This is a genomic window from Paenibacillus sp. Marseille-Q4541 (assembly GCF_018310695.1).
In the GTDB taxonomy this organism is placed as follows: Bacteria; Bacillota; Bacilli; order Paenibacillales; family Paenibacillaceae; genus Paenibacillus.
The window spans coordinates 1-21,324 of the sequence record NZ_JAGXCY010000053.1; the positions used below are offsets into that span (position 1 = coordinate 1).

Sequence of the window (21,324 nt, forward strand, 5' to 3'; positions counted from 1 at the left end):
TAAATATTGTGTTATAACACAACACAATACAGACTTTTTATTATTATTTATTGTTTTGATTTGTACACACCTTCGGGAAATATCCTTTCATTGCAGCTTCTTTTTCACTCGAAAACGCTTGTTCTATTCGATATCGAAAGCTACAAGATTCTCTGTAGTAATATTTCAATCCGGTTGAAGGATCCACTGCTGCATAAATTACCGGCGCTTTAACCAACCTCCCTCCTCCAAACGCATAATTGTTGTAAAATTGATCACCTATTGGAATCCCCTGGATAAAGGCCATAATTCCGATATCATCCACGGTATTGACCCAATCCTCTTGGGATATTGTAGGAAGTGTAAAAGTGTAGCTGATACCACTACGGGTCATAACTTCATTGTGTTTATTGATGAAATAAGCTAGGTCTTTTTGAACATTGCTGACAATCCAACTTTTTCTTGCTTCTTCAAACTGAACCGTACTGTTCAGGATCTGAATATCTGTTTTGTTTTGTAATTCCCATTGGTACCCCTCTATCCATTTTCGGTCAGAAGCGTCAAATGCATAAACGTAACTATCCAGAGTAAAATTCAAACTGTTGCCCTGTGAATCTGTGTAAGCATATGGTTTTTTAGGACGCCACATATGTTTCATTTCAGTTGTTCCATCAGCATTTTTGTACTCGCTAAGGGTATACAACCAGTACCCATCATAATCTAGCACGACTACAGCTGGTATGTAGGAAGCAAGGGTACTTTGTCCAACTGGATCATTCTGTACTTCAAAATTCAAATATAGTGTTTTAAAAAAAGTATCGATTGCCTGTTCTTTGTTTGCTTTAAAGTATTTTGAAGACTGATAACCAGCTTCGTATTCTTGCATTTCATTGATGTTTAGCATAAATCCAGCATCTTGCGCTGCTGTCTTAAGAGCTGCATCATATTTGTCTTCTAGCTGCGCTACGAGCATAAGGTCATTTGTACGCAGATCCAAAACATAGTAGAAAGGGAAAAAGAAAAGGACAAAGACGATGGCCAGGTTAGTAATCCTCATTGAGTACCATCCCTCCATAATTCATATAGATCTTTGGCACATCCCCGCTGTTACCTACCAATATAAAATCTTGCATTATAGTTGACATCGTTCGATTTTTATTTTTGACAGAAACGGTAATAAAATCATTTAGTGCGAGCTTATATTTTCTTGAATCGTTGTCTGCAGGAATATTAGTTTCTGGAAAAAGAACCTTCATGATTTCTTCGGTATAATGACCTTCATAATATGTATCAAAAGAGTTTTGGAATGTTGCTGGATTTGCTGGGTCTGAATAGACAGGATTATACTTTTTGTGCATGTGCTCTAACGTTACGTCGTACACATTCCCTGTCTCCCCAAGTTTCTTATTAAACTGCAGATACATCTCAGGTGAGATATATCCTTTCGTTCTTACTGCGTCTACAAATTCGGTAACTGTCTGATGGACTACAGTTTGAATCTGGTTATCATGACGTACCGTGGACTGATACAATGGATACAACATCATTAATATCAGAGCAATAAATCCAGCTACAAGTTTAGAAAATATGTCCATCAATTCATCCCCTAGTTAAAAATGATCTTTGTTAATTCGCCTTTAGTATTTCTCTCATACACAACGCTATATGATTTATTGGGATCGATGTGAGAAACATCGGTATTATCAATAGTCAAATTTTTAGTAAAAAGTATGTCTTCAACTTCAATGTCTGCGTTGATTTCTTGAATTCGAAAGATACTGTAAATGACTTGTGCTCCAGAATATAATTCCTCGCCAACCTCTTGAATTGTACTGAATACGCGATGATCTTCATTGGCTCGGACCTGAGGCAAATTGTTTGTACTTTGTTCTTGCGAAACTAGTCCCCAGAGTGCAAAAGATGCTGCAGATATAAAGATTAATATTGCAGTTGCTAAAGAAATGGAAGTTTCGGTATTCTCATTCATGAACAAGATCTCCCTTAATTTTATGGGAGGGATTCCCTTCAAGAGCCTAGGAATCCCATGTAATATCTTTTAATCATCCTTGAGTAAAAATGATTCCGCGTACGACATTGTTCTTATCGTAAACAACTTTAGAGTAGAACTTTCCGGATGGGTTGATATAGTTGCTGCTTGTTTGATCTTGTGCAGTGGTAATACTAATATTTTTTGTATCTCCTACGATTTCACCAGCAGCATTAAATGCATTTCCGTAAGTCATACTTCCACCTTTACCTGTAACTACTGTTAATCCAAATTGATCTTGGTTCATATACTGACGCACAGCATTCAATACTTGGCTACCAGTCATGGACGAATTATCGTAGTTGTTGTACTCCGATTGTGATAATGTTTGTTGAATTCCTGTCATTTTTTCTTGGCCAGTTTTCGCTCCTGCTTGGAAGACACCGAAAAGTAAAACTACCAATGTAATTAGTGCGATTGTCAGCATTATACCTCCGGATAATCGCAATCCGGTATTTGTTGATTCTTCCATTTTCTCTCTTCCCTTCGGCTAAATATTCATTATTTGTTGCATCGTCTGATCCATTTGTCCAATGGATACATAAATCATAGGAAACAATAGGTATAAAAAGATCAGCAGATATGCAGGTGCCCAACCACAAATTCTTCCCCACACAACTTTTTTACTAATGAGTCGATTCATGCGATCAATCTTTTGTTCCCTATGAAACTCTTGCTCCATTTCCAAATCATCAAAAGCCTCAATAAGTGGTATCTTTTCAAGTGCCAGCTGCAGTCGATTAACGATTCTCACAAATGAGATAAACGGTGCATCATCTTTAAGTTCTTCAAGTGCCCTTTCTGGACCACTGTCAAAGTTAGCGATGCACTTCCGTAGTGTGGGCTTAAATATTATGCTATATCTCTCCATCCATTCGAGGATTGACTGCACATTCATTCGTTCAAATTGACTAAGAATAGAAATCACCACATGGAATTGATCTACTTCATTTTGAATTTCCATGATTCTCATCTTTCTCTGGAATTGAGTCAACCATAGTGGAATGAAGAATCCGATACAGGCACCACCGATAGCAATGAGCAGCTCCCACCACCTAAAGTACTGATTGTTGAGAACTTCTATTTTCTCAATGATCCTGGTCACGGTATTATTTAAAGCAGCGCTTTCTGATGGAGCATCTGGCATTAATATTACCCTTTCTAAAACTGCTTCCCTGGTAAGAGTATCAGCCCCTTTCAAGTCACGAATTAGTGCATTATCAAAGTCTGTAAGTTCTTTTCCTCTTAATTTTTCTTCATCCGTCATGTAGCCCATCAAGTGTGATGCCTCTGTTGTTAGATTGGTATAAATTTGATGACTTGTATTCCAATGAAGAAAAAAGGAAAGCACGATGACCCCGATAAAGCAGGTCAAACTCACAACTATTCGTTGTATATAGAACCACTCAATCGTAAGTGGTGAGTTTGATTCTTTTAATAAAAGCGTTACTTCATAATGTTTTCTTGTTCTTTTAGAAGGTACAACACGGTCAATAATCCAACTTACACCAGGCCATTCATATACATGCTTCTCCCAATTTCGTCTAGATGTGGTCGTCATGTATCTTGATTCCTCAATCTCACTAATCTTGCGGACAAGCAAATAGAAAATAATGCACGCTGAATAAATGATTATCCGCAAAATATAGCCAATATTTCCGGAGTAAAATTGATTCATAATCGGGAAGTAAGTTGTTGCCCAGGTTTCAATCGGAAAAGTGAGGAGAATCGGTAATAATGCGAACAAAGACAAGTTACTAAGCTTATAACTTAGACGTCTTCTTCTTAGGACATCATCCCTGATCTCTCGAACCAGCTTGCTTAGAGCATTAAGAAACATAGATCCCTTAGAAACCAAACGGTCACCGTACTCCATTACTAAAAATGAGACACCAGCGAACATTTTTAAGTACCTATTAGGAACTACTGTATAGAAAGCTTCAAGGTCTTTCTTAGGATCTTTTGCAGTGAGTATCTCATGAATACGCTCCGCCTGAAGTTTCATATCATGAGGGGAACGTTGTGCCCCTTGGTAAATCGCTTCATCAACCAATTTCAATTCTTGATAGTCATGACGAACTTCTTCAAGATAATTTACTAACTGTACAAGGAGCCGATCTTCAACACGCTTGACAAAAACATTAATGAGTAAAGTATTAAGAACGATAACACCCATGATTGAAAAGAGGACCATTACAAGGTTTTTACTGAAGATAGCCATAAGCGCAATTACAAGAAAGGAAATGGCAAGAACCTTCAGTGTAATCCGCATTGTCTCTCTTCTCAGTGTAAGCTCGTCATAAGGATTAATGGTTGCGAGACGAAACCGAACCTGTCTGATGAGTTTACCTAGAACAGGTAATTTCGATAACTCAACGTAAGACTTCTGATAGAACACGAGAAGTCTCTTATTGCTCTCCTTCTTAGACCCAAATGTCGATGTCTTATTTTTTCGAACTGAGACATAGTGGTAAACGCTTGATAAGACTAAAGCTATCAAACAAATAATCAACAATATTTGGATGTTAATCATAACTTACATGCCCCCAATGTTTGTTTAGGAAGGCTTTGAAATCACTTGCATCCTTAGGAGGCATAATCGCAAGCATTTGCTGTACTTTTTCCTTGGATAGAGGCTCACCAGCTACATATTTACCGTCCAGGTACTCTACAATGTTACGATCTTTCCATACGCGTCCTGTTTTCCGCAGGAGTTCCTCTTTTTTAATTGCTATAAGTGCATCCATCTTGGACTCGAGAGTATCTCCGGACTTGATCTCTAGAAGTTCTGAGTCATCATGCTCTTGATAAATACATTCAGTTATACGTTCAATATAACGGTGACCAGTGTTGCTTCTTTCAACATGGACATCCAACTCAATGACTTTAGCCACCTGCTCTTCAGCAGTTTTTTGATCCGTAGCTGCTTGAGTGTTAATTAATGAATTTCGCAATGACCACATAAGGTCTCTAAAAGTTTTGGCATGGTGAGTAAAAACCGTAAATAAACTTGCGACTTGTCCCATCTTAATCATCCATGCAGCCACCTCATCAGTAGCGACTTCTCCTAATAGATTGACGGTTCCATCTGTTTTCTTCTGCAAATCAAGGCCTTGTTGACCAGTTATATAGTCCGTTTCACGAAATGCGATTGTATTCCGCTGTGGATACAGTTTCCGCAGGTTAAGTTCAAAAGCCATTTCTTGAATGCGTAAGTTATATACTGCTGGGATATACTTGACTGCTGCCATCATAAGAGACGTTTTACCAGAACCTTGTGGTCCAGTAATAGCAGTAATGCGAGCACCTTTCATTAGAAACTTCATCAACTCTCTAGGGAGCTCTGCATTTTCTGCTGTTTCATCTGATATCAGATTTTCTAAAGACATGTTTGGAAGGTCAAATTTTCGAACCCAGAATGCCCAGCTTTCTGAAAAAGGCGGTCGGACTACAACAACCCGCGAACCATCTTTCAACTCATTTACTTTGAAACCTGTCTGTTCTGTCATTTGACTCGGATTGTCATATTTATAGATGTTGTTGACGATTCTCTTTAGCTCCAACTCAGAATTAAAACTGAGAAAAGATAAATGAATTGATTTTCCTTTATAGAAAATCCATACACTTTCGTATCCGTGGTGTTTAATTTTTTTCATAGAGTTCATCAAATCCACTTCATCATCAAGCAGCTGCATTGAGCTAGGCACACCGGAAACCCCACCAGAAACGCCATCAACTCTCATGTTAAGGATGTCATCAATAACACCATATCCTTTGTACTGTGAGTACACTCTCTGAACCACAACACTCAATCTATCCTGGAAATCCAGTTTAGTGTTCGCAAGTTCTGTCTTAAAGACCTTATTGATTTCTTCACTTGTGATAATGTAAGATTCTGTCGTTCCGTCTTCAATTTCTGATTTTAATTCATCGAGTTGATACTGACTTATCAGCTGCTCCAGTCCCTTAAATCCGAACTTCTTTTTATATAAATGAAGAAGGATATCAAACTTATCTTGATCACTTAATTTTTTGGGATCATTAAATGGGATGATCCAGTTAATATTCTCTTCATTGATCCCATACTTCCGTTCAAGTAGATCGTATATGTATTGCTTGAGATATACTTTCTCTTGAATATCACCGGTATTCGCGTTTTTAAGGGCTTTTTCCAGTTCCACTACTATTGCTTTTCGTCGTTCATACTCTTCATCAGATAAACCTAAATCCAGTAAATTCGTATTGATAAAATCACTTATCGTCCTTTTTACAAAGCCGAGTATCTGATCGATTTCATATCGTTTCCTGTCCATTTCATCTTTTTTAGATACTTGCTGGACGGGTTTGCGTCGTAATTTTAAAGTCAAAAACAATATAAGACCGATCAAAATGAGGACGATAATCAGATAGTTTAAAGTCGTCCCCATTAAGACACTCCTTTCTCAATACTTTTAATCTTTGTGTTGACTCCTACTTCCGTAAGAATGAATTCCGCTGCTCTACGTACTTCCTGCATGAAGTAATAATTATCATGATTTCTTGTGATGTATCGATTTTTCATGAAGAATCCCTTTATATCTCCATCATTGTAGTGATCTCTGAAATTAGTATTGTAAGGAATTGAGAGAATTGGACCTTTGTAACGGTATTTATTGGCTATGTTTTTAATTTTGTATTTTGATTCAACGTCATACTGACCAACCATCAAAACGTGAGGCTTGTTATGCAGTTCCTCAGGCCAGTAGGTTTTACTTTCAAAGTACTTTTCTAAAACATTTATGTTCTGGTTAACACATACAACTATTAGATCCGAACTCTGAAGCATGGCTTTTCCTACTTCGCTATTCGTTCCACTATGAAGATCTAGCAGCATGGCATCATAATAAGTGCTTGCCTTCTCATATATAATTTTCAATACATCCGTCGATTCTTCAAATTGTGTTTGGTTAGGTTTTCCACTATTCTTCAAGAAATCAAGGCGATCCCTTTCAATGAATAACGAGTTGTTCCTGATGGAATCATTTTGTAACTTGCCTGAACGGACAGCTCGCTCTAAAGCATCAATACCAATTCCTGTGAAATCAAAAAATTCTGGATTAGATTGTTGCAAAGCCTTTCGGAAAGCCTGTTCTAAGGTGACGTCGGACCATTGAGGCTGCGAACAAAGAGTTCGGATCTGATATTCCATTCCAACCAGTGCTGCTATCGCAGCGGTATTACTTGTAACTCCTAAGCCATGCTGGTATCCCCAAAATACAATTTGCCCCATCCTTAACCTCTCCTTTCAGTTTGCTTCCATAGATTTAAAGTTTCTTTTGGGCTCTGCTCAAGAATTCGTGATACGATTGACCTGATCACATCTTTGTATGGTCCTGAAATCCCCTTAAGTTTTACCGTACTGGAGAATTGATTATTGGTTTTTCTTGTTAAGTCACGCTCGTCCGGATAGTAAGTCAAAGTATCCTCCCAATGGATAGGGTGTCTTTCTAAGAGATCATTAAGATAGGACTCGTTATGAGTACCATTGACCTCAAATAATACTTTAGTAAAAGGGTAGAGCTCAGAAATCATCTTTTCTTGGAAGTATGATTGAAGGAGCTTTGCATTACTCTGCATAACCGGATTCTCAAATGAAGAGACCAAGTAGTACATGTCGGCTAACGGCCAATTTCTCAGGGCCTCTTCATTTTCTGCATCTATTAGTACGATATCGTACTCACCTTTTTTTAGATGCACTTCCAAATCACTGTAGCTTTTTAATCCTTCAGCAACATCAAAGTGATCATACTCCTGAAGAGTAGTATTCATCTCCACTTTCGGATAGGCATGCATATATCTACTAGTTAATGTGCAGTCAGCTATCAAAACTCTCTTCACTTGTGATACTAGCTTGGCAATGTAAAACAACAGATCAGTTTTATCGTAATTTCCTACAAAGAGAATATGCTTCATAACTGCCTCCTACTCTGTTACCGTAGCATCAACTGGGACACTCACATTGTTATCTGTGAAAACAGCTTCTGAGTTTTGGGGAGTTTGCTGCTGATCGAGCAATGAATTCCCCGTAACTGTTGAGGTCTCAGCTACCTCTTCAGTTTCCTTCTTGGTTCCGTTCTTGCCGTTACTATAATCCTGTCTTTGCTTCTCAGTCATAGATTGCAAATCACTTTCAAGCTTCTGACGATATCTTCGTTCTAGCTCCGTTGTTGCAACATCTATAATATTGGGATCAGAATCGATCAAATCTAAGACCTTTTCATTAGCAGGGTACGTAATAGCAGCCTCATTTTGCATGTGTGGATCCACATAGGTTAATGCGTAAATTGTGGCATCATTGATATAAGCGTCCACAATGGCACTAGACATTGTTAAGATTTCTTGCTCGTCCATCTCATACCAAATGGTTCCATTGGCTAAGTCTTTAACTTTTTTCTTGGATAGTACTATGTAGTCTTGGCCTGTTGGAAACTTAACGCGGACATCGACAAATTCATCCTTCTCCAGTTTGCTTGGAAGCTCGATAAGGCGAAACTCTTGGTTTCTCAAATCATCAGGTGTTATTCCATCTTCATAAAGCATCGAGTCGGTGATAGGTGTATTCTTTTTCAAATTAATCTTTGTGTACTTTCCTACAATATCATTAGCATGCATAACGTTTTCTGGTACTGCTCTTTTCGGAACATTTATGGTTACAAGGTCCGATTCATGTAGAATATCACCAGCCTCGTAATCGTCTGCAGCTACCTGAACGGCTATTGTTTCTTCTTCTAACTGCATTTGTGCAAAGTCACGTTGCTCCTCAAGAATGTTTCTTTCAGTTTCGTTTTTACCCTCGATGTGTTTGAAATAGAAGTAGCCGATTGTAACACAAATCAGTAGTACAACAATTCCGCCGATGGAGCCGGCTAAAATCAATTGTTTTTGGCGAAATCTTATTTTTGACATGAATTTTCTCCCTTCATCTCATAACTGCCGTTCAAAATTAGTCCTGAAAGAATGTCTGCATCTTCTTTTTAAGTAGTGAGAGTCGTTGATGTTGGTGCAGCTTCAATATTTCCTCTAATGTTGAGTTAACTACCTTATCCTTCTGATATGGATCTGTTTGAAACGGCAAAGAATGTATTTTCCTCTTTGGTAATTTTTTTCTTATATCATCAACCGTCTGTTTTGAAGCCATAGGAACGCACAATTTCCACCTGCTTTGATCAAGGTCAATTTGTTCCTCAAAGAAGTTCATAATGTCTTTCTGTTTCCATTCACTTCCTGACCCAACGACGATGGATATATTTGCTCGTAAAAATTCTTCATAGCAATAACTTTCTTGATAGGCTCCCATATCAATAATGATGAAAGCGTAATTTCCTGAGTGATAATGATAAAGTTTAAGATCCTTGACGGACTTAGCATATCTAACTCCGTCAATTGTAAATGTTGGATTTTTGAGTATTGTTGGATTATCTATACCTTCATAGGCAGCTTCAATTTCTACAAAATCGTTTGAATCGTTTGCTTCTATTAAAAGAACAGGATAATTTTCACTCGCTAGATAGTTAGCTAGCATAATGGCAGTATGAGTACAACCGACACCACTTTTTACACCAGTTACTGCAATTACAGCTGTTCCAACAAACCTTTCTTTTTTACGCTTAACATTTTTTTGTAGTACAGGAGCAAAATCAAGTTCCTCTGTACGAATAACATCTAGATTTTTTTGCTTTTTTCCTTCGATAATCGCCTTTTTCTTCTCATCTATCTTTTCAAATAACTTGGCACTTGTTTCAGAGATTTGACGACTAAATTCTTTTGCAGATTCACTAAATCGGGAAACTGGTTGATTGTCTAAAGAAGCATTCTCAAGAGATCCATCTTCCTTCTCAGTTGTTTCATCAGAGATTATTTCAACTTCAGTAGTGAATGTCTCTTCCTGGTATTCTTCCTTGCCTTCATCAAGTTTCTCACCAAAGCAATTCTCCTGAGGGTTCTTTAGTACAGGAACTCGAACGCTATGTCCTAAGGCTTCAAGGATTCTTACTTCAACAATTCCGGGTTCAAGATCCATATAATTAAGGCAAGTAATACCTTCATCCATTAAGCTTGAAATCAATTCATCATCTTCTCGATGGTAAATCAGCATAATTGTTGAACCAGGACGCTCAATTCGTATCTTCGCTACGAGTCGCTTAAATGCATCGTCAGACCGTATAACATTCTCCATGAAGACAACAATATTTGATTCAATTGACTCCCACTGAGGAACAAAGAAATCTAAAGAATCAATTGTTCTGACTATTCTCCCAATATCACTAAGCTCATCAGCAAACCATTCTGCTTCATCCCTATCCGGGGTAGCTAAGAATATTCGATTCATTTACAACCCCCTGTATTCCTGTATATATATCAATTTATTAATATACAAACATGAAATGAAAGCTTGTTAGCTAAGATTATAGTATTGCTTCTCCTCATTCTGAAATATGAAAAAGCTTGTTTTGAGATTTTTCTGATGGTTGTACAGATCATTATCAGTTAGAAACCAAACATAATCTGAAATACCTTCTTGCATGATAAGCTTTTGTGCTAAAGTGGCCTTCTCTTCAGTAGAGAGAAGTAAGATGAGTATGCCACCACCTTCAGTACTTTTAAGAAAGTTTTTGTAGAACTGAGCTTGATATCTTAAGGTTTTCAACCATTTCTCGTCTTCGCGATGAACAACCAAGTAGAATGAAAGCATTTTCCCCTTTGGAGTTCGAAGTATATAACGAGCCATGGGTATTTGTTGTTCTTCTTCAATTTTTAAAATAGGATGAAATTCAAAGTGTGTCATTTTGAAATTCTCTCGAAGTTGAATATACAACTCGTTAGTCACTGAATATTTCATTCGATATAGCATGGTCATAGGCCGTGTAGCCCTCGGATCTCTATTACCTAACACTAAGCCGTATCGATATTTCAATACATCAGCACCGCTAGCACCTAACTCATAAAAACTCTGACGATTCTCACTCGGACTTGAATAAGTTTTCCATTGAATGCGCCGAATCATTCCATATTTCAACAGCTTACGAACTCTCTTTTTAACTGTTTCCTCTCTCTCTGCTTCAGGAAAGAAAATTCTTTGTAATTGAGATAGCGTAATCCAGCGGTGTACAAAAAGAAATCTTACAATTTCAATATCCCTGTCTGTGATCCAACCATTTTTTATTTTTTCTTCGATGTAATAAAACTCATGTCTTGTTAGCTGATCCATCCCTGTAACGTACGCATATGGATCATCCCAAATCGGTTTTGGTTGGAGTGTCGGTTCTTCCGCTGAATCTAACAACGGAGACACTTGAAATTCCATATTACACTCCCCTTAATAAATTTCATGAGGAAATTTGCAAATTCTTGATTTAATACGCCTTCTCTCCACATCAATGTTTCTTATTTTCACACTCACTCGTTTTCCAATAAGTGAACCATGAGAGGGAAGCTTTGGTGGAAACCAAGCAAGAGTCTCAACGCCAGGTGTCAGCTTAACGAAAATCCCAACATTTTCAACGACACTAGTTATTTCCCCGGGATAAAAATTGCCCACGCCAAAATTCTCTCGGACACGATTCCATGGGTCTTCTAACAACTCTTTACGGGATACTCGTACTTGCTGTTTCTCCCTATCAATTTTCTTGATTTTAACAGTAAGCGTAGTGCCGAGTGGTACAAGGTTCTTAGCTGAATGCGTCCAATCATATTCATAATCTTGAATGGCTAGCACACATGAAACCCCTTTTACTAAAACATACAAACGTTCCTCTTCCCATCCGGAAACTGTTCCTGTAACAACATGTCCTTCTTCAGCAGTCTCCCAAAATTCCTCCTGAAGTTCATCAATTGCTTGCACACGAGAAAGCAAGACAATTCCCTTTTCTTCATCAAAGACCTGAAATTGTTCAGGGTCTAGCCCCATTTTCTGTACATCCAAAACCATAAAATCAATTCGATGATCAATAAAACCTACAAGAGAACGGAATTTATGTTTATCAAATTGATCCTCATAAATTAACCCTTTAAGACCATTATTTAAATGAACAAGCACGCACTCCATTTTCTTGCCATGAGGTTCGTGTACCTCTACACCGCTCACTAAACCTTGGTGAATTTGTTTTCGACGTAAAGACGTCCTGTATTCCTGCATTGGATTTGATGAAAGTGATTGAAAACTCACGCTGATTCCTCCTTAACTTTTATGTAAAGTGCGTATTTACGATCTGTCACGAAACGAAAACCAACCAGATCCAAATCCCTACGTTTTCGATCAATTACTCTAATCGCTTTTCTTTTGAACATCTTATTAATAAATTCCTCTCCAAGCTCCGAGGACCATATTACTTTGTAATACCCTTTTGTTGGTAAATGTCCGGCTAAGTCAATGCTTATCTGAAGAGCTGAGTCACTAGCATTAATGTCATTATCTTTTTCGTTTAATTCTAAATCTTGTGTAGCTGTTAAAATCATTTTGTTTTTACTAGACCATTCAATGAGTAAACTTGGATTTATTCTCTTTATAGCTGTAACGAATGCGTATATAGGCACATACTCGTTCATGAGGAGACAGTTGTTATAAAAGTTCTCAAGCCTATCCACATTACAATCAGGATGGGTTAGCACAAACTCCAGTTCTTCAAGTAGATGTTTATCAATCAAACTATTGCTCCTCTCTAAATTTTCTCCTTTCCATGTATTATAATCAATTAGTTAGTTTATATATATATTAATATACAACTATATTTGAAAAAAATGAAGGGTTATTATTTAACCCTTTTAAGTTGACCTCTTTTTATTGTTTTTGGCAGCAGCTCTGTTGTATCCAACTGCCTTATTTCTAAGTAAGCATTACCAAACCGATCGGTAGTTCTCTCGATATAATATTCTTGATCCTCAAACAGTATATACGACTCATCATCGTAGTACTCTCCCTTTCGAATCTCATCTATAGCAAATTTAAGTATCTCCTTCGAATGTAGAATACTTGCTGATATCTTAATTTCAGGATGATTGTATACACTTTCAGTTCCAGTCGTCATCAATTTGTATGGTTGTTGAGTCAAAGGATTGTTCATAGTAACAATATTAACTTCATCATCATGAGATATTTTTATTTTTGCAAGATTATCTTGTGGAATCATTTCAAAACTTAACAACGAACCATTAAAATACCAAGCATGGTTTATGTCAAAATCGAGGGTGTAAATCTTATCCAAGATACCATGAAACAATTCCTCATAATTATTTATTGATTCTTCTATATATAGATCTGGGTAACCATAATGTTGGAGTCCGTATGTTCTAACATACTTGATGTTGCCATCTAAGTCAGTCGTCACAACTGGTTTTATTGAAGGATCAAAAAATTGATGCATATACATCGCATCCCTTCTCAAAAGTTTCCGATATAGATTATTATATTACTCTTTTTCAATTCAACAAAATTTTTTAACCTCCCCCTGTAATTTTTCCTGCAAGTTGGGTAAAATGTACTAGAAAGTAATTAATGAAAACATATTTTAATGCTTTTAAATATGAGTTTTTATGATATATATACGCTAATCGATATATGTTATTTACTTATATTGTGTGTTAATATATATGATAGTAACCTGAAAGGCTCGGTGAAATAATATGACCTTTTCTTTTGATTTATCGTCAGAGTTAAGAGATTACTTAGAAAAAATGATTACAAATCTGCCAAACGCTCCAAAACTCGTTATGCAATCCCTATCAAAAAAGGATTATAACAAGGAAGATTTATCCCTAGAAAGCAGAGTACGTCGTGGTGAACTTAATTACGCAGTTATTTGGATTGAAGCTCTCGGCTTTGTACAATATAATACGAGTGGTCGCCAAAAACTCTACAGTCTCACACCACTTGGTATCAAAGTTTATGAAGAATTTAATGAATTGTTCCATACTTTGAATGAAGAATAAAAAGAGTAGCATGACGGATTACTCCGTCGCGCTACTCTTTTTTTCCTTTCTGGAGATTTGTGCATCGTTCTTGATTTGCTGTGCTAACTTAAGTGCCTTATCATCTATACTTGCCGGTTTGAAGGTTACCCCACTAGGAGATACAACACTCTCATTTACCTTCAGCTTCGATTTATCATCATCAATACTTCGAGCCAATGGTTCTGGGTCATCCCAAATCGAATTTCGGATTATCTCTGGCTCAGTGTCTTCAGTATGGAGTTCAGCCTCAACTTTAGTGGAATGAAGTTCTTTACTAAGTTGTGCGTTCCTTTTTATTCTTTCCAGTTGATCAATACTATTATCTTTTCTTTTCCCTCCTACATCCCCCCTATTTGGAGATTCCGTATTTAATATCTCCTGGTCTTCAATAATCTCATCATCTTTTAAAACTTCTTTAAGGGGAGTGAACAGGATCTTCGGCAGCGGATAGATAAGCCCTATTACCGGATCCAGTCTAACATTATTATGTACTCCTCTGAATAGACATTCCGCGGGATCCCCAGTTTCAGGATTGTATCCTTTCAGACTAAGTATTTCTTTTGGCATCACAGTATACCTTTTTTCTTCTTTTATCTGAGTTTTGAAACCAGTAGCAGACATTTCATCAGTCCCACTACTTTGTCCAATTTTGTATTCTTCACCTATCATTTCTGAATAGTACTTAGCATCATTAGGATCCAAACCAGCCATTATGAATTTCTGAACAGCATTTTGTTTTACCATAGCTCCTAATCTTTTACTCACATCGTCTAATTGTTCATTCCCTTGATGAATCACATTAACAAACACTTCGAATTCTCTGGCCATTTCCATAAATGTTGAGAATTCTTCATCCGCAAACATTTCCACTTCATCGATAGTTAATTGATGTGGGCGTACATTCCCATCCATATTTCTCCGGAATGTGCTCGCCCTTGCAAGGTTCAAAAATAAACGACCAGCAGTGTACGTTAAAGTTTGTAATGTACCGTAAGCTCCATTAAAAAGAATAATTTCGCCATTCTTCATAGCTTCATCAATGCTAAATGTTGATTTACCACAAAACATCTTTTGAATATATTTGTTAGACGTCAATTCAGAAAGGTAATCATACAAGTTAGAGTAAGTTTGCATCGCATGCTCCTGCATTTTAGGTGAACCCGCCATATTTCGTGTATATTCAATCAGCAACGGTACCTGACTTTCTTTTCCAAGAAGTGTAATTTGGTGCAACACTTCAACTCTAAATTCATCATTAATTGGTTGAATCAACTTATCTAACTCATTGTAAGTGGCTTCGTTTCCGTAAACTAGTTTTAACGCTTTAACACCTACTCGAAAAAGCTGTGTAGATCGACTTTTAAAGTAAATTTGTGCATCTGGTCCAAGATAAGCATGAAACGCTGCTACATTCCTCTCGATCATTGGTTCAATATCTTCACTTTCAGGAACATAAAAAGGATTTAAACAATCAGAGTTCTCAACCAAAGGATCAAGTCTGTAATACTTCCTCCCAATTCGATCCAAAAAATTAGCCATTCGTTTTATCAAACTTCCCTTAGGATCAATAATCGTACTTCCAATGTAGTCATTCAACAAATCCTGAGTAATCAAGTTAGTTGCGAAAAGAGTTTTACCAGCTCCTGTTCCTGCAATGATTTGACCATGCTGTGCTCTATCTGATCGATTAAGCTTCATGAGCTGACTTTGTCTTTCTCTAGTTGGATTCGTGTAAAACAGTTCCAATTCACATAACTCAGAGTAGTATCTTAAATGGCTTAAACAACCTGGTGTATTTATATCTATATCCTCTAATTTAACTAGTCCATCTCTAATAAAAGTAGTATTCTCCTCCCCCTCTCCCTCTCCCTCGCTCTCACTAAAAGTCATTATTGTATTTTTTGACTTACTTTTGTTAGAAGTATTTATTCCCTCAGCTGCCACAGAGAGTTTATTAAAAATTGTAGAATTCGCCCGTATACGCAATGTGTAATATAAAGTCAAGATGATTGTAGATACGAATAAAAGAATTGTAATTACAAATCCAATTTTATTGTCTGTAAAATAAATTATCAGTTGGCCTACTGCTAGCACACTAAGTGCATTCAAAAAAGTCTGAATTACAGGCTTTGCATAATGATTTCTATGTAATGCAGGACATGAATATATCGAGTGTCCTAAAAAGCAGACTAAAATAATAGGAACTGCTCTAAATACAATCGGATCATCTATTCCGAGTATTACGTCTTGATATTTTGTGACCAACCATAGAAAAATGATAATTAATAAAACTAACAATAAAAAAGCTTGAGAATTCCAGATGGTATTCTTATTTACTGGATCAAGAGAAAATCTTCGAACAGCAATATACACATTCTTAAATATAAATGCTATCATATGACCGATGGCTGAAATTATTCCTCCGATAACCATTCCAATATATTTCAAAAAGCTGCACCTCTCATATTAGTATATTAGTTAATTAATATATTACAATAAAATCCTCTAAAATCTACTACCTATTGAATATTTCTTACTGAACGAAACGGCAATTGAACAGACTTAGATTACAAATATACATTTCTCCCATGCACATGGAGCCCCCTCCATCTAACTTAAACGTCTCCCACACTCATGTAGACCCCCTCCCACACCGAAAATACCCCCTCCAATTATGTAGGAGATCGTCTCCCAGTCCAAAATTATACTCTTACACTTTAACTTGCAACAGTATTTATGGTATATGTATACATCTCTCATAGTATTAGTATCTATCTATCTTATTTGATATATATATCTCTCTTAGTATGTATATATATCTCTCTCAATGAATTGGAGATATATACATGTGCCTTGTTTGCTCTTCCCGATTCAATGGGAGTCGTATATAATTCTATTAAGAGAACCGTATTACATCGGGTAGATACATCTCTCAATCATTTTGGAGAGGGTCTCCAATACGAAGGGAGGGTTATCATGAACGAAACTATGTTTGAAAAGGCCTATACAATTAAGGAATTTAGTGATGCTACAGGAGTTCCGCAAAATACTCTCCGTAACTGGGAGGAAAAATTGGGGGAAGCTTTTGTAGTCCCAAGGGATCCACACGAGAATCGTTACTATACTGAGAGGCATTTAGAATTAATCCGGCTAATTCAGAAATGGCGCGATTCCGAGTATGAGTTGAGCTTTACCCAGATAAAGCAGATGCTTCTCCATATGAATATGGCAGGGCCTAAAAATGAGATGTATTCAGCTCCAAGTGGGGAAGAAGGGGGCTCCAACTCACTTGTATCCCTCTCCCAACAGAATTCACAATCCTTACAGCTACAAGAGGTTCAACAACTTGTAGTTAATATGGAAGAGCGTATGCAGCAGTTTTTTGGTCACCTTGATCAAGTGCTGCAAACACACGCTGAAACTACCCACGCGTTCGTTAGGCAAGAAATTGAGACTCTAAAATCATCTCAATCTAGTAGAGACGAGAACTTAATTCAGAAAATAGAATCAAAATTCCATGACAAAATTCAAGAAGAACACAGAGAGTTTCTATCTAGCATCAATTCAATGAAAGATGAGTTTAGATCTCAGGTTGAGACAACTACAGAAACAAACAAAAGACACTTAGATGACCTTATGGCAAACACTAAGAGCGAGTTCCAACAACAGTTAGAGGACAATATGAAGAACTGGGCAGTTATCTCCCGAGAAGATTTAGAAAGAGAAGAGAATGCACGTAAGAAAAAGAAAAAAGGATTCTTCGGGTTATTCGGTGGGGGAGAGTAACAAAAAAAGCGCTGCTTTACGCGGCGCTTTTTTTGTTACTCTTTTCAGTAATAAGAAGGGAAGTACACTCAGATTAAATTAACGACGCGTAATGTTACGTAACGCATCGTTATTATTGGATAACAACCCACCCCTATAAAGGGGGGGAGGGGAGCCTACAGTAAAAAGTCATCATCATCAGATGATTTAGTCTTTTTGCTTGTATCTCCAAATAAATCAAACTCACTATTTACCGGTTCCTTTGATGCTGCCACTTCATTTTTTGTGATTGTTTTGAATGCAGACAAATCCAATGTTGTCTTGTTCTTTCTCTCATTCTTTTTAATTTCTAACTCTTGCTCTTCGCGGTCAATTTCCTCCAACATTTTAACGATTCTATCAGGTAATTGGGAGCATACTACACCAGTATAGAGAATTGCTTTATTGGTTTCATTTTCGCTGTGTTTTCCTCGACTAGTAGTTGTTCCCCAGATATTGTTTTCAATCAATCCGGAATGAGGTTTCTCAGCATTAGCAATAAAGCGGCCAAATCTTTCTTCCAGTGTTCTAAACTCTGAATCAGTTATAATCGGGTTCTTATGCTTAGGATGAATTACTGCAACAAATCCATTTACTGCATCCAGTTCGTAGTCATAGTCATTGGCAGTAGGAGATTCTCTGAAGCTCTTTTCAATGATAGAAGTGAGGCTATTTACTTCAAGAGAGTCATTCTCATGAATATAGCATTTTCCCGACGAATAGTAGCCAGGAGTACTCAGTACATCAAGTAATTCATCTTCGTCAAAAGTCTTGCTAGAAGGGAGTGAAGTCATAAAAGATATCTCTGTGAGCAATGAAGCGAGAGTACTGTTACCATAGTCAGTCCATTCTAGTTTAGTTTCTGTGTTACTAAAAATCCCTTCTGTCATCGTGTATAGCTTTTCATTATCAATGATTGTAACTGATCCACAAGCGTTTTTCTTAATCAATTCATCAATATGTGATAAACCCCATCGAGCGTTCTTTTTGATACCACGTTTTTCCCATGATCCTGGTACTGAGACGATTGCGCCAAATGACGGTTTTCCGTTGAATGGCTTTCTTACTCTGCTTAAGTTACTTAAGATGATAGGAGCAGCTGCATTACCTGTGCCTCCACCCATACCTGCGATAACAAAAACAAAGTCAGCATCTACAACATCGGGATTGCTTAAAAGAGAGAGGACCATTTCACGGTTATCTTTAATAGCAGCTTGGCCACGCTCTATATCCTTGACTGCTCCATTGTAACCCTCTAATTTGATAATATTCTGGACAACTTTGAGGTCCGAAAGGTCTGATTCAGAGGTGTTTAGAGCGTAAACTGTATGTCCTAACCGGGCTAGTTCGTCACCTTGACGTCCACCGAATTGTCCGCAAGCTATAAAACAAAACTTAAGTTTTTTCTGGTTACCATCAGTCCGACGCATAAAGCCCTCAAGTGTGATAAATCCAAGATTCATTTCCATTAGTTTTACCTCCTATTATTGTTTAAGCCTTACTATCACGTAAGTAAAGAGCTAATTGTTTTCCTCTTATTTCGTCTGGAATATACTTCTTCTGTCTCCGATCGAGTGGGGAGGGGTCTACATTAACAAAACCATTGGTCTCTAATAGAAGAAGAGCCTTCTCTACTAAATAACGATCCCCAATTTTACTAACCAGAAGTGTCCAGGTAACTCCTCCTTCAGAACGGTGATTCCAAATCTCAGCAAATACGCTGATCATTTCTTGTGGAATTCTACGAGCTATAAAGTCTAATACTTCTGGAGGGTATTCAACGTGACCATTCAATTCTCAATCACTCCCTTTCACATAAGATATTACGATTTGAAATAAACTAAAACACACGACGCCTTACGACGCACTAAATATGATTTAACAAAAATAATTAACGTTACTTAACGCAGCGTCATTTTATGTAATTTGACACTTTAGCCTTAGAATCCTGCATATTATCTACAATTTTAATAATTTAAAATCCAGAATTTCACGTTGCGTAACGTGTCGTTATTATTATTCCGCAGGATATTGTTTCCTGTCAAGTTCTTGGAGCCTTAATTTCATTTTTTTTAGTGCTTCTATGATTAGTTGGAACTAAATCCAGTTCAAAATTTTGGTCTTATTAAGTTCAAACGAAGCTTTTTGAGTAGAGTAATATATTTAGAAAGTTTGCAATTACGCTGTTGCTTCCCATTAATAAATTTGGTTACCGTTTATCTTTATAGGAATTTGTTCATCCATTGACTCCTTATTTGTCCATTCATTGATCTTTTTATCTATCTGCCTAATTGTTTTTTAATTTCATGATACAAAGCCAATGATTTTGTTATACTTCCTTGTATGGCGTGGGTTCTTAATCATAAAGAATTCCCGACTAATACCCTAAAAGAGGGTGTATCAACCTAAGCCCACTCATGGGTAGCAAAGGAGATGAATGAATTGGCTGACCAAGTGAAGTTTGAACGGATTGATCCAAGTGAAGAGGGAGGCAAAAAACGAAAGAAGGGAGTTAGCGACTACTCCATAGGCGAAGCGATAGATCTCCTAACAGAGAGGGAGTGGCGTCTATTGATAGACCTCTACAAGTGTAGATGTATCCCACAAACAGAAGTCGTAGACACGTACTTTATTGATTCACCAGAAATGCATTATGAGGAATATGTAACTGCAGGTAAGGTAGAAAAAAACAAACTGGAAGAAAAAAATAGGAACAGAGCAGTCTTGAAAGCACGCCGGACATTTAAGCGGTTAAAGGATCGCGGTCTAGTAGAAAGTACTTCCATCATTCCAGATGCTATTGATTTACCAAGCAAACGAAGGGGGAGAGTTACAGGAGAAACATGGTATTACCTATCTAACAGAGGACTGAGGATAGTTGAGAAACGATTAGAAATACCTGATGATTCTAAGTTGTCTAAAGTTGAAGTAGACATGGAACGAGCGAAAAAAGACCATTATTGGGAACTCGGAAAGATATATCTCGATTTAAGATATCAGTGGATGGCGAGATTTAATGATTTAAGACAATTCATTGATTGGGATTGGTATCCCTCTGAAATAGTGTGGGGAGACAATAGGGTAAAAGAGGTACGCCCCGATGCAATATTGCGAATTGGAGAACAGCTCTTTTGTATTGAGTTAGATCGATCTACTGAACCAATTCAGAGATCCCCTTTCTACACGGAACAGGTTTCCATACAAAAGAAGCTGGAACGGTATAGAGATGTTATAAAAGCTTCTACGAATCCAATAATTCGAAATTCAATCATTGCTTTTGTAATTCCAGATGCTGTTTATCGGACAAGGCTTCAAAATATAGGTAATGCTGCCGATAAAGTTTTTGGCAAAAAACATCGAGTGCTGATTGGTCGGAAAATAGAAGATATTCTTATTGCTTATTCCGATCTTGCAGGCACATCCCACTACAATTAGAGCGGGAGACCTTTACAATTTGTGCTGAAACCCACTCTAATTGTTGTATATTAATATATATACTTGTGTGTTAT

Annotated in this window: 20 protein-coding genes; 3 read left to right on the top strand and 17 right to left on the bottom strand. The window is 37.2% G+C overall.

From position 1 onward, the window contains the following. Window positions 1-43: 43 nt before the first annotated feature. The 14 genes from KFT32_RS25590 to KFT32_RS25655 all read right to left on the bottom strand — a co-directional run bounded on the left by KFT32_RS25590 (window position 44) and on the right by KFT32_RS25655 (window position 13,431). Window positions 44-1,036 (bottom strand): hypothetical protein, encoded by a 993-nt coding sequence (locus tag KFT32_RS25590; RefSeq protein WP_205054987.1) that lies wholly within the window; start codon window positions 1,034-1,036, stop codon window positions 44-46. Next, window positions 1,023-1,574, bottom strand: a complete 552-nt coding sequence (locus KFT32_RS25595; RefSeq protein WP_249436141.1) for a hypothetical protein — start codon at window positions 1,572-1,574, stop codon at window positions 1,023-1,025. The genes KFT32_RS25590 and KFT32_RS25595 overlap by 14 nt, the downstream gene beginning before the upstream one ends. 11 nt (window positions 1,575-1,585) lie before the next feature. Continuing rightward, window positions 1,586-1,966: a hypothetical protein gene (locus KFT32_RS25600; RefSeq protein WP_205054989.1), complete on the bottom strand. Its 381-nt coding sequence runs from the start codon at window positions 1,964-1,966 to the stop codon at window positions 1,586-1,588. Between the two features lie 73 nt (window positions 1,967-2,039). Continuing rightward, on the bottom strand, window positions 2,040-2,498 hold the full coding sequence (locus tag KFT32_RS25605) for an ABC transporter permease (RefSeq protein WP_090727246.1): 459 nt from the start codon (window positions 2,496-2,498) through the stop codon (window positions 2,040-2,042). 18 nt (window positions 2,499-2,516) lie between these two features. Continuing rightward, window positions 2,517-4,424: a hypothetical protein gene (locus tag KFT32_RS25610; RefSeq protein ID WP_211750194.1), complete on the bottom strand. Its 1,908-nt coding sequence runs from the start codon at window positions 4,422-4,424 to the stop codon at window positions 2,517-2,519. A gap of 127 nt (window positions 4,425-4,551) precedes the next feature. Continuing rightward, window positions 4,552-6,453: an ATPase, T2SS/T4P/T4SS family gene (locus KFT32_RS25615; protein ID WP_205054991.1), complete on the bottom strand. Its 1,902-nt coding sequence runs from the start codon at window positions 6,451-6,453 to the stop codon at window positions 4,552-4,554. After that, window positions 6,453-7,295 carry a hypothetical protein gene (locus tag KFT32_RS25620; RefSeq protein WP_205054992.1) on the bottom strand — a complete coding sequence of 281 codons (843 nt, stop codon included), beginning with the start codon at window positions 7,293-7,295 and terminating at the stop codon, window positions 6,453-6,455. The genes KFT32_RS25615 and KFT32_RS25620 overlap by 1 nt, the downstream gene beginning before the upstream one ends. A 2-nt stretch (window positions 7,296-7,297) precedes the next feature. Beyond that, window positions 7,298-7,978 (bottom strand): hypothetical protein, encoded by a 681-nt coding sequence (locus KFT32_RS25625; RefSeq protein WP_205054993.1) that lies wholly within the window; start codon window positions 7,976-7,978, stop codon window positions 7,298-7,300. Window positions 7,979-7,987: 9 nt separating this feature from the next. Next, complete coding sequence (locus KFT32_RS25630; RefSeq protein ID WP_205054994.1) at window positions 7,988-8,971, bottom strand: flagella basal body P-ring formation protein FlgA; 984 nt, start codon at window positions 8,969-8,971, stop codon at window positions 7,988-7,990. Between the two features lie 37 nt (window positions 8,972-9,008). After that, on the bottom strand, window positions 9,009-10,394 hold the full coding sequence (locus KFT32_RS25635; protein WP_205054995.1) for a hypothetical protein: 1,386 nt from the start codon (window positions 10,392-10,394) through the stop codon (window positions 9,009-9,011). A 66-nt stretch (window positions 10,395-10,460) separates the two neighbouring features. Further along, window positions 10,461-11,369, bottom strand: a complete 909-nt coding sequence (locus KFT32_RS25640) for a replication-relaxation family protein (RefSeq protein WP_205054996.1) — start codon at window positions 11,367-11,369, stop codon at window positions 10,461-10,463. Between the two features lie 12 nt (window positions 11,370-11,381). Continuing rightward, complete coding sequence (locus KFT32_RS25645) at window positions 11,382-12,230, bottom strand: 30S ribosomal protein S1 (RefSeq protein WP_251584629.1); 849 nt, start codon at window positions 12,228-12,230, stop codon at window positions 11,382-11,384. Further along, window positions 12,227-12,709, bottom strand: a complete 483-nt coding sequence (locus tag KFT32_RS25650; protein ID WP_205054997.1) for a hypothetical protein — start codon at window positions 12,707-12,709, stop codon at window positions 12,227-12,229. Before KFT32_RS25650 ends, KFT32_RS25645 begins: the two co-directional genes overlap by 4 nt. 104 nt (window positions 12,710-12,813) lie before the next feature. Next, entirely contained in the window at window positions 12,814-13,431 is a 618-nt protein-coding gene (locus KFT32_RS25655; RefSeq protein ID WP_205054998.1) for a hypothetical protein, read from the bottom strand. Between the two features lie 253 nt (window positions 13,432-13,684). Between KFT32_RS25655 and KFT32_RS25660 the strand changes: the two genes are divergently transcribed. After that, window positions 13,685-13,990 (top strand): hypothetical protein, encoded by a 306-nt coding sequence (locus KFT32_RS25660; protein ID WP_090727262.1) that lies wholly within the window; start codon window positions 13,685-13,687, stop codon window positions 13,988-13,990. 18 nt (window positions 13,991-14,008) lie between these two features. Here KFT32_RS25660 and KFT32_RS25665 read toward each other — a convergent pair whose 3' ends face one another. After that, a complete protein-coding gene (locus tag KFT32_RS25665; RefSeq protein WP_249436142.1) occupies window positions 14,009-16,459 on the bottom strand; it encodes a type IV secretory system conjugative DNA transfer family protein in 2,451 nt (816 codons plus the stop codon). 528 nt (window positions 16,460-16,987) lie between these two features. On the opposite strand from KFT32_RS25665, the gene KFT32_RS25670 reads away from it, so the two are divergent. After that, window positions 16,988-17,797: a helix-turn-helix domain-containing protein gene (locus KFT32_RS25670; protein ID WP_205054999.1), complete on the top strand. Its 810-nt coding sequence runs from the start codon at window positions 16,988-16,990 to the stop codon at window positions 17,795-17,797. Between the two features lie 155 nt (window positions 17,798-17,952). Here KFT32_RS25670 and KFT32_RS25675 read toward each other — a convergent pair whose 3' ends face one another. Beyond that, entirely contained in the window at window positions 17,953-19,284 is a 1,332-nt protein-coding gene (locus KFT32_RS25675; protein ID WP_090727265.1) for an FtsZ/tubulin family protein, read from the bottom strand. A 22-nt stretch (window positions 19,285-19,306) separates the two neighbouring features. Next, window positions 19,307-19,609 carry a hypothetical protein gene (locus KFT32_RS25680; RefSeq protein WP_090727267.1) on the bottom strand — a complete coding sequence of 101 codons (303 nt, stop codon included), beginning with the start codon at window positions 19,607-19,609 and terminating at the stop codon, window positions 19,307-19,309. Window positions 19,610-20,257: 648 nt separating this feature from the next. On the opposite strand from KFT32_RS25680, the gene KFT32_RS25685 reads away from it, so the two are divergent. Further along, the gene (locus KFT32_RS25685; protein WP_205055000.1) at window positions 20,258-21,250 is read left to right on the top strand and encodes a replication-relaxation family protein; all 993 of its coding nucleotides are present in this window, start codon (window positions 20,258-20,260) and stop codon (window positions 21,248-21,250) included. The last annotated feature ends 74 nt before the right edge of the window (window positions 21,251-21,324 follow it).